The following is a 7,822-nucleotide window of genomic DNA, read 5'->3' as shown; positions in this document are numbered from 1 at the left end:
CGCCCCCGCCATGTACGCTGTCCTCTCATCCCCGGGCGCATAGCTCAGCGGTAGAGCGCTGCTCTTACAAAGCAGATGTCGGCGGTTCAAATCCGTCTGTGCCCACCAGCAAAAAGGCCCCCAGTCGATCACGGCTGGGGGCCTTTGACATCCGCTTTTGACGGCAACGGGGGACGGTCAGACCCGGTCGACGCGCCTCCTGAGCAGCCGGTCCATATGGCTCACCGCCTCGCGCTGGGTGTCCTGCACGACGTGGGTGCAGACGTTCATGGTCACCGTTGATCTGGCTGTGCCCCAGGATCTCCATCACCACCCGCGGCGCGACGCCGGCCGCGGTCAGCAGCGTGGCGCACCCGTGCCGGGCGTCATGCAGCCGAATCACCCGCAGCCCAGCACTCTCAGCGACCCGGGTGAAGGAGCGGTAGACGTTCCGCGGCTCCGCTGGCCGCCCGGTGCGCGTCGTGAACACGTACCCGGACTCCTCCGACTTCTCCCCGGCCCGCTCGCGTGGCTGCCTGCTCGTACACTGCCGGCGCAGCGGAGCGACATACACGACGGGCAGCGGCAGCGTCTGGCGGCGCCGGCGCCCCCTGGTGGGCAGCCGCCACGTCATGGAAGTCGAGCACGCCGAGAGTGGCGCGGCTGGCCGCTTCGGCAACCGGCCGCTGGGCCACTAATTCCAGTTGGTGCTGTGCGGCGCCCAAAGGAAGCGCCATGGCCGGAACAGCATTGATGCGTCCTGCAGCTTGACGGTCCAGGCCCGGGCCGATGCGATCGGCAAGTGCGCGATGGTCGCTACCGAGTGCGGTGGTGGCTGCTGAGGCTGCCTGGAGGGGGTGGGGCGGCCTGGCCGTGGGCTCCGGCTGGTGAGGGGCCGGAAGCCGGGGAAGGGCGTCGGCGGGGTTGATATGTCCGGCGGTTCCTGTAGGGAACTCGTGGGTTCTGCCTCACGTCTGAAATGGGCGGGGAAACCGGATGGTTCCCGAAGTCGTGGGCGCCGTACCCTACGTTGGCCGGGCTCGACTTCAGCCATTTCCAGAGGGAATGATGCATTCCGCAGCCGTGCGAGCGAGGGTCGCTCTGTTGCCGCCAGAGGAACTGCCGCGGCGTTCGCGCGTGAGGGGTGCCGACGGGGGAGTGGCACGGTGCTCACCCGGCCGATGGAGAGACGCCGGTCCATCCGCGGCTGCCGAGCTGTGACGGGGCTTCGGGTGCGTGGTCGTCCTTCGATCTCCGGACGTATTGCTCTCGCCCCGCTTCTCTGAGTCATCCCGCACGGGCCTTACCGAAGGGACGCCATGCCTCTGCCGCTCGTGGGAGAGTCGACCAGTCTGCCGTCTCGCGGATCGTGGATCCGCGAGGTTGACGAAATACCGCGACCGCGAGGTCGAATACCCCTGCCGCTCCTCTGCATCGTCCTGGTATCGCCTCTTTACCTCGTGTGGAGTGTCTGGCTCGCCACCGGTGCGGGGGATCTCGCGGCGCAGATAGCGTGGGCGGATATCGGGGAGCACCATCTGGACCGGCCGTATGTGTTCTCCTGGTATGGGGGAATGCATACGGCGAACTACAGCTTCATATCACCAGCGTTGATGTCTGTGGTGGGGGTACGGACTCTCACCGTCGCCTCCGGGCTTGCCGCCACATGGGTTGCCGCGCACCTTCTGGCCCGTACATCCATTGCGCGGCCGGTGTGGCCGGCTCTGCTCGCGGCCCTGACCCTGTGGTGCAATGTGGCCTCTGGCCGCACCACCTTCGCGCTCGGCGTCGCTTTCGGGCTCGCGGCCTGTGCTTCCGTCTGCGGCCCGCGCGGCTCGTATGGTCTGCGGGCTGGGGCTGGGGGCAAGGGAAAGCGTGTAGCGCTGGCTGCCGTGTGGACCGGGCTGGCCACCTTGGCCAGCCCCGTCGCCGGGTTGTTCCTTCTGGTCGTGGGGGCCGGGTACGCGCTCGACAAGCAGTTCGGTAGAGCGAGTGCGCTGGCTCTTCCCTTCCTCGGGGTGGTCGGCGCGACAACGCTGTTGTTCCCCTTTCACGGAGAGCAGCCCATGTTCACCGACCGGCTGTGGCCGCCCCTGCTCTTCTGTGCCGCCATATGCCTCGCGGCCCCCGCGTCCTGGCGGGTCACGCGCTACAGCGCCGCCGTCTATGCCGCCGGGGTCGTCCTCACCAATCTGGTCGCTTCTCCGGTCGGCACCAATGTGGAGCGGTTCGCGGAACTCGCCGCACCCCCCGTACTGCTCGCGGCCCTTTTCGCGCGTGTCGCCGAAACCCCTGCCCGCAGGCAGGTCAGTGCCGGACTGGTCAAGGCGGCTGCGTTGTTCGTGGTGTTCTGTCTTTCGGTGGCCTGGGTGACGGAGAAGACCATCAGCGACCTGAGGGTCTCCACTAGCGTTCCTGCCTGGGCGGAAGAGACCGACGGCGTGATCAGGGAACTGCGCCGCTTGGACGCCGAACGCTGGCGGGTCGAGGTGCTCCCCGCGCGCAACCATCGGGAGGCATCCCTCTTCGCGCCGCACGTCCACATGGCACGTGGTTGGAACAGGCAGCTTGATGTCGAACGCGGGCGGCTTTTCTACGACGGCACACTCGATCCCGCTACGTATCGGCAGTGGTTGCGCCATTGGTCGGTGAAATACGTCGTCACCCACGATGGCCGACCGGATGGCCCCGCCGAGGGGGAAGCGGCCATCATCCGGGGCGGCCCTGAATGGCTCGAGCCCATCTGGCAGGACACCCACTGGAAGATCTATCGGTTCCGTGATGCCGTACCGATGGCCGCCCCGCCGGCGACCGTGACCGGCAGCACCCCCACCGATCTCACCGTCACGATGTCCCGGCCCGGCACCGCCCTGGTGCGGGTTCCCCACTCGCCCTGGCTCACCGTCACCCGCGGCTGCCTCGCCAGGTCCGGCCCCTGGGTTCGGCTGGAGGCGCCCGCCGCCGGTACGTACCGGATCACCTCGACCTACAACCCGGCCAAGCTCCACCACTGCTCGTGAAGGGCCCGGGCCTGATGTCGGCCGGTTGTCGATGGGCAAGCCGGGGATCTGCCCTCGGTGGCTGCGACGCGGTCGACGCGAGAGGGTGGTCGGCGTCGTGATGTGGTGCGTCGGGGTGGTTCAGGCGTTGGGGCGCTTGCCGTGGTTGGCGTTCTTCTTCTTGCGCGCGCGGCGCTTGTTGCCTCGGGTGGACATCGGAGACCTCCCTCGTACGGGCGTTCTTCGCCTTCGACCAGTCTAGGTTCGGTGGGTGGGGTCCGCAGGGGATGGCGTGGCGGACGGTGGGGTGAGGGCTCTGGGCGCCGTGCCGTCTTGCCTCATGGGGGCGGCGTACCAGGTGAGCCCCCTCCGGACGGGGAGAGGGCTCACCTGTGGCGGGAGAGCCGCCGGACCGCTCAGCTTCCGGTGCGCTCCACCGGGATCCACAGTTCGGCCTCCGCCTCCGAATGGTCCGGGGAGAGGCGAGTGCGGAGGATCTCGGGGCCTGGGCGGCTCTGGTAGGGGTTGGAGGGGAACCACTGGGTGTAGATGTCCCGCCACAGGTACTGAAGCGCCTGCGGGAAGGGGCCGGAGTTCTCGAAGACGGCCCAGGTGCCCGCCGGGACGGTGAGCGAGTCCAGGCCCGCGGGGGCCGGGGCGCTGGTCACCACCGCGTGGTAGTAGTCGAGATCGGTGCCCTCCGCCCGGCTGGGGTGGAGGTCGTCACTCACCGAGACGATGCCCGTCGGCTCCTGGTCGGACAGCCGCTTGATGCGCTCTGTCGTCTCCGGGTCGATGCTCTTGATGAAGGTGGCGATCGCCGGATTGACGCCCTCGTGGACCAAGGGGACCCGGGCCTTCCGGCCGACGACACGGAACTCCTCCTTCTCCACGACGCGGTACCGCATGCTGCTGCTCCCTTCGACGATGAGGCGGAAGGACATCCGTGGCTGGGACCGCAGAGCCGCCCCGGTGCGCCGGGCCTCGCCCGGACCGATGCCGTGCACGGTGCGGAAGGCACGTGCGAAGGCCTCGCCCGAGGTGTAGCCGTAGCGCACCGCGATCTCCAGCAGGGTCTGCTGCCCGGCGAGTACGTCGGCGCCCGCGACGGTCAGCCGCCGGCGCCGGATGTACTCGGACAGCGGGATCCCCGCCAGCGCGGAGAACAACCTCCGGAAGTGGTATTCCGAGGTCATCGCGATCCGGGCCAACTCGGCCACCTCGATGCGCTGGTCGAGCCGGTCCTCGATATGTGCCATGGCCTGGTTCAACCGCTCCAGCACCCGGGTCTCCTTCCCTTTCGAAACCTCACGTTAGGAAGGATCGGCCAGGTCGGACCCGACATGCTGTGCCCGGTTCGGTCGGGTGCGCGCGCCGGCATCGCGTGGGTGCGCGATTACCTTGGCGGGGCGGAGGCCAGAGGTGGATGCCGGCGGGTGCCGGCAGCCGGCCGGGTCTGGTTCCGGTGGGCCGCGCACGTACGAAACACGAGGCGAGGGGCCGGAAACGGAAGGGGCCCGCCGGCGACGGGTACGTCGCGGGCGGGCCCTGTCCGTAGCCGGACGGTTACTTCTTGAAGCCGTAGTCCATCAGCTTCTTCGCGTCCGTCGCCCGCTGGCTCGCGGAGGAGGAGGCGAGGACGGTGCCGATGACCGTCTTGCCGTTCCGGGTGGCGGCGAAGACCAGGCAGTACTTGGCCTCCGGGCCGGAACCCGTCTTGACTCCGATGGTGCCGGAGTAGCTGCCCAGCAGGTTGTTGGTGTTGCTCCACTCCATGTAGCGGTAGCCGCCGGACTTCGTGGTGACCTTCTGCTTGGTGGACTTCGTCTTCACGATCGTCCGGAAGGTCGAGTACTTCATCGCGTTGCTGGCCAGCTTGGTCAGGTCACGCGGGGTGGAGTAGTTCGCGCCGTGCCCGATGCCGTCGAACGAGTCGAAGTGCGTGTTCTTCAGGCCGAGGTTCTTGGCGGTGGTGTTCATCTGGGCGATGAACGACTTCACCCGCGCCGACCGGGTGGAACCGGTGCCGAACTTGTCGGCCAGCGCGTACGCCGCGTCGCAGCCGGACGGGAGCATCAGCCCGTACAGCAGCTGGCGGACGGTGACCTTGTCGCCGACGATCAGGCGCGCGGACGAGGCGTAGTTGTTGGCGACGATGTAGTCGCTGTACGCCTTCTGGATCGTGACCTTGGAGTCCAGGTTGAGGTTCTTCTGCGCCAGCACCACCCGAGCAGTCATGATCTTGGTGGTGGAGCCGGTGGAACGCCGGGTGTCCGCGGCCTTGGTGTAGAGGGTCTTCCCAGTGCCGTTGTTCATCACGTAGCCGCCCTTGGCCACGATGGAGGGCGCGGTGAGCGTGGCGGCCTGCACCGTGCCCTGGGTGGCGGCTCGCGCCGGGGCGGCCTGCGCCGTGGCCGTGAAGGCCCCGGCGGCCAGGACGGCCCCAGCGGTGATCGCTACCGCGGTGGCGCCGTGAATGCCCTTGATGCCAGTTTTCAAAATAGATACTCCAAATGCCGTGCTATGGCGAAGCATGAGAATGCCGCTTGTCTATCAGACGCACGAGTCGGGCCAAGGGATGTGCGCCATGCACGAATTCGGCCCAGGGGTTCGGAAGGTGCCCGTGGCGCGGGGGAGGCGGGCTGAGCCGGGTGGGGGGATCTGAGTAGCGAAGTGAGTAGCGGTGCTCAGGACGCGCCGGATGGGTGGTGGCAGGCTGGCGAGATGACCATGCCGCCCGCCCCTCGACCCGAGCCGTCCGCTTCCGGGGCCCAGCGGTCCGCCTCCGGACCTGGGCCGTACGAAGCTCGACCCGAGTCGTACGAGCCTCGACCCGAGCCGCACGCCTCCGAAGACGCGCCGTACGCCCCCGGGGTCGCGCCGTCCGCCCACGAATTCCGGACGACCGATCCCGGCCCCGGGACCCGCGCCCCCGGTCCACCGGCGTCGGTACCGGCCTCGGGCCGTCGGGGGCCCGTCGTCAGTGTGGTCGCGCTGGTGCTCCTGGTGCTGATCGCCGGCGGCGCCGTCGCCTGGTCGCTGCTCCGCGGCCACGAGGACTCCCCGCTGGGTGACCGACCCCGGGCGACGGACCGCGCGGCCGGCATCTCCTACGCGGTGCCGGAGGGCTGGAAGTACGAGGACAAGGGCCTGGTCGACGCCTTCACCTCCACCCTCGGCGGAAAGGGCCGGGACGGCACGGGAGCCGGCATGGTGGTGGGCCGGGGCGGGGGGATTCCGGAGTCCGCCCTGAGGCAGCGCACGGAGGCCGCGGCCAGGTCGAACGCGGAGTACTTCTACGGGGACTGCAGCTGGAAGCAGCTGGAGTCCCGTGCCACCACGGTCGACGACCGCCCCGCGCACACGGTGCTGCTGAAGGTGAGGGACGAGGACGGTCCCGCCGGCAGGCTGCGGATGACGGTCATCTCCCTGCCCGGCGACCGCGCCGCCTTCCTGATCGGTTTCTCCGGTCCCGGCGATGCCGCCGAGGGGCGGCTGGTCGACCTGGTGCTGGAGAGCGTGGCGGTGGAGTCCTGAGCCGCCGCGGCGTACGGGACGGGGTGGCGGCGGACCGTCAGGCCGCCGGTCCGGTGGGGCGGTCGGGGGCCCGGTAGCCGGGGATCGAGGGCCAGCGGACGGTGAGGACCACGGACTGCTCCTCCGCGTACCAGGAGTGGTCGACGCCCTGCCCCCAGACCACGTAGTCGCCCTGTTCGGTCAGCAGCACGCTGCGGCCCGGCAGCTCCACCCGGAACCTGCCGCTGATCAGCACCAGCAGGGCGGTGCGCGCCTCGCCGGTGACCCACTGGGTGCGCTCGTCGCCGGGCGGGTGGACGCCCCACTTGATCTCCACGTCCGTGCTGTGCCGGGGGTCGCCGAGGTCCTTGAAGTGGCCGAGGATCCAGCCGCGGTCCAAGGGGGCGTCCTGGCCCGCGTTGCCCACGTACACGTTGTCGTTCATGATCCGGACGCTAACAGCCGGGGTGCCGGGGACGGACTACGGCCGATGGTGCGAAGAATTCCGTGTCGGGGAGCGATGAGATCTGCCGCGGTGCGGAGTCTGCATACATGGAAGGACTCGGGTCCCTGCCGGGTCGGACCAGGATGCCCATCGACTATGGCTTGAGGAGCACACCATGGCGAAGCTCGCCATCAGTACGTTTCTGTCGCTGGACGGCGTGATGCAGGCGCCCGGAGGCCCCAATGAGGACACCAGCGGCGGCTTTCCCTACGGCGGCTGGACGGTGCCGTACGCCGACGAGGACATGGGCCGGATCGTCACGGGCTGGTTCGAGCGGGCGAGCGGCTTCGTGCTGGGGCGCCGGACGTACGAGATCTTCGCCGGGCACTGGCCGAAGGTCACCGATGAGGGGAACCCGATCGCCGGCGGGCTGAACAACCTGCCCAAGTACGTGGCCTCGACCACCCTGGACCAGGTCGGCTGGAACAACTCCACCCTGTTGCGCGGCGATGTGTCCGCGGCGGTCCGCAGGCTCAAGGAGGAGACCGAGGGCGAGTTGCAGATCCACGGCAGCGGGGCACTGGCCCGGTCGCTGATGGGGGAGGACCTGATCGACGAGTTCCGGCTGATGGTCTACCCGGTCGTGCTGGGCCAAGGGGTGCGGCTGTTCGCCGACGGGGCGATGCCCACCGCGATGAAGCTGGTGGACTCCCGGACCACCGGGGCCGGGGTCGCCGTGCACACCTACCGGCTGGCGGGGCGGCCGACCTTCGGCTCGTTCGAGCTGGAGGAGTGAGGACCGGCTGAGGGCCGGGGTCGCCGTGCACACCTACCGGCTGGCGGGGCGGCCGACCTTCGGCTCGTTCGAGCTGGAGGAGTGAGG

Annotated in this window: 7 protein-coding genes, 1 tRNA gene and 1 pseudogene; 4 read left to right on the top strand and 5 right to left on the bottom strand. The window is 69.1% G+C overall.

Annotated elements, in window-relative coordinates:
* Positions 1-33 precede the first annotated feature (33 nt).
* Positions 34-108 (top strand) — tRNA-Val (locus E4099_RS25700).
* Between the two features lie 69 nt (positions 109-177).
* On the opposite strand, the pseudogene E4099_RS25695 reads toward E4099_RS25700, so the two are convergent.
* Positions 178-583: pseudogene (locus E4099_RS25695) on the bottom strand (tyrosine-type recombinase/integrase); the annotation flags it as partial.
* An 856-nt stretch (positions 584-1,439) separates the two neighbouring features.
* Here E4099_RS25695 and E4099_RS25690 point away from each other — a divergent pair.
* Positions 1,440-2,999: a hypothetical protein gene (locus E4099_RS25690; protein WP_245245162.1), complete on the top strand. Its 1,560-nt coding sequence runs from the start codon at positions 1,440-1,442 to the stop codon at positions 2,997-2,999.
* A 120-nt stretch (positions 3,000-3,119) separates the two neighbouring features.
* Here the strand turns inward: E4099_RS25690 and E4099_RS35265 are convergent, their stop codons facing one another.
* The 3 genes from E4099_RS35265 to E4099_RS25680 form a co-directional block, all read right to left on the bottom strand.
* Entirely contained in the window at positions 3,120-3,194 is a 75-nt protein-coding gene (locus E4099_RS35265; protein WP_386389939.1) for a 50S ribosomal protein bL37, read from the bottom strand.
* 200 nt (positions 3,195-3,394) lie between these two features.
* A complete protein-coding gene (locus E4099_RS25685; protein WP_135341494.1) occupies positions 3,395-4,261 on the bottom strand; it encodes an AraC family transcriptional regulator in 867 nt (288 codons plus the stop codon).
* A gap of 283 nt (positions 4,262-4,544) precedes the next feature.
* Positions 4,545-5,477 (bottom strand): D-alanyl-D-alanine carboxypeptidase family protein, encoded by a 933-nt coding sequence (locus E4099_RS25680; protein WP_245245161.1) that lies wholly within the window; start codon positions 5,475-5,477, stop codon positions 4,545-4,547.
* A gap of 486 nt (positions 5,478-5,963) precedes the next feature.
* Between E4099_RS25680 and E4099_RS25675 the strand changes: the two genes are divergently transcribed.
* Positions 5,964-6,515, top strand: coding sequence for a hypothetical protein (locus E4099_RS25675; RefSeq protein ID WP_135341492.1), 552 nt, complete (start codon positions 5,964-5,966; stop codon positions 6,513-6,515).
* 37 nt (positions 6,516-6,552) lie between these two features.
* Here E4099_RS25675 and E4099_RS25670 read toward each other — a convergent pair whose 3' ends face one another.
* Complete coding sequence (locus E4099_RS25670; protein WP_135341491.1) at positions 6,553-6,939, bottom strand: cupin domain-containing protein; 387 nt, start codon at positions 6,937-6,939, stop codon at positions 6,553-6,555.
* Positions 6,940-7,114: 175 nt separating this feature from the next.
* Here E4099_RS25670 and E4099_RS25665 point away from each other — a divergent pair, with 175 nt between their 5' ends.
* The gene (locus E4099_RS25665; protein WP_135341490.1) at positions 7,115-7,735 is read left to right on the top strand and encodes a dihydrofolate reductase family protein; all 621 of its coding nucleotides are present in this window, start codon (positions 7,115-7,117) and stop codon (positions 7,733-7,735) included.
* Positions 7,736-7,822: the final 87 nt, after the last annotated feature.

This window comes from Streptomyces palmae (assembly GCF_004684805.1).
Classification (GTDB): domain Bacteria; phylum Actinomycetota; class Actinomycetes; order Streptomycetales; family Streptomycetaceae; genus Streptomyces; species Streptomyces palmae.
This window is presented reverse-complemented; position numbering and strand designations above follow the sequence as displayed.

Coding starts and splice junctions, on each gene's coding strand:
- E4099_RS25670 (WP_135341491.1), bottom strand. CDS start 6,939: ATGAACGACAACGTGTACGTGGGCAACGCGGGCCAGGACGCCCCCTTG.
- E4099_RS25665 (WP_135341490.1), top strand. CDS start 7,115: ATGGCGAAGCTCGCCATCAGTACGTTTCTGTCGCTGGACGGCGTGATG.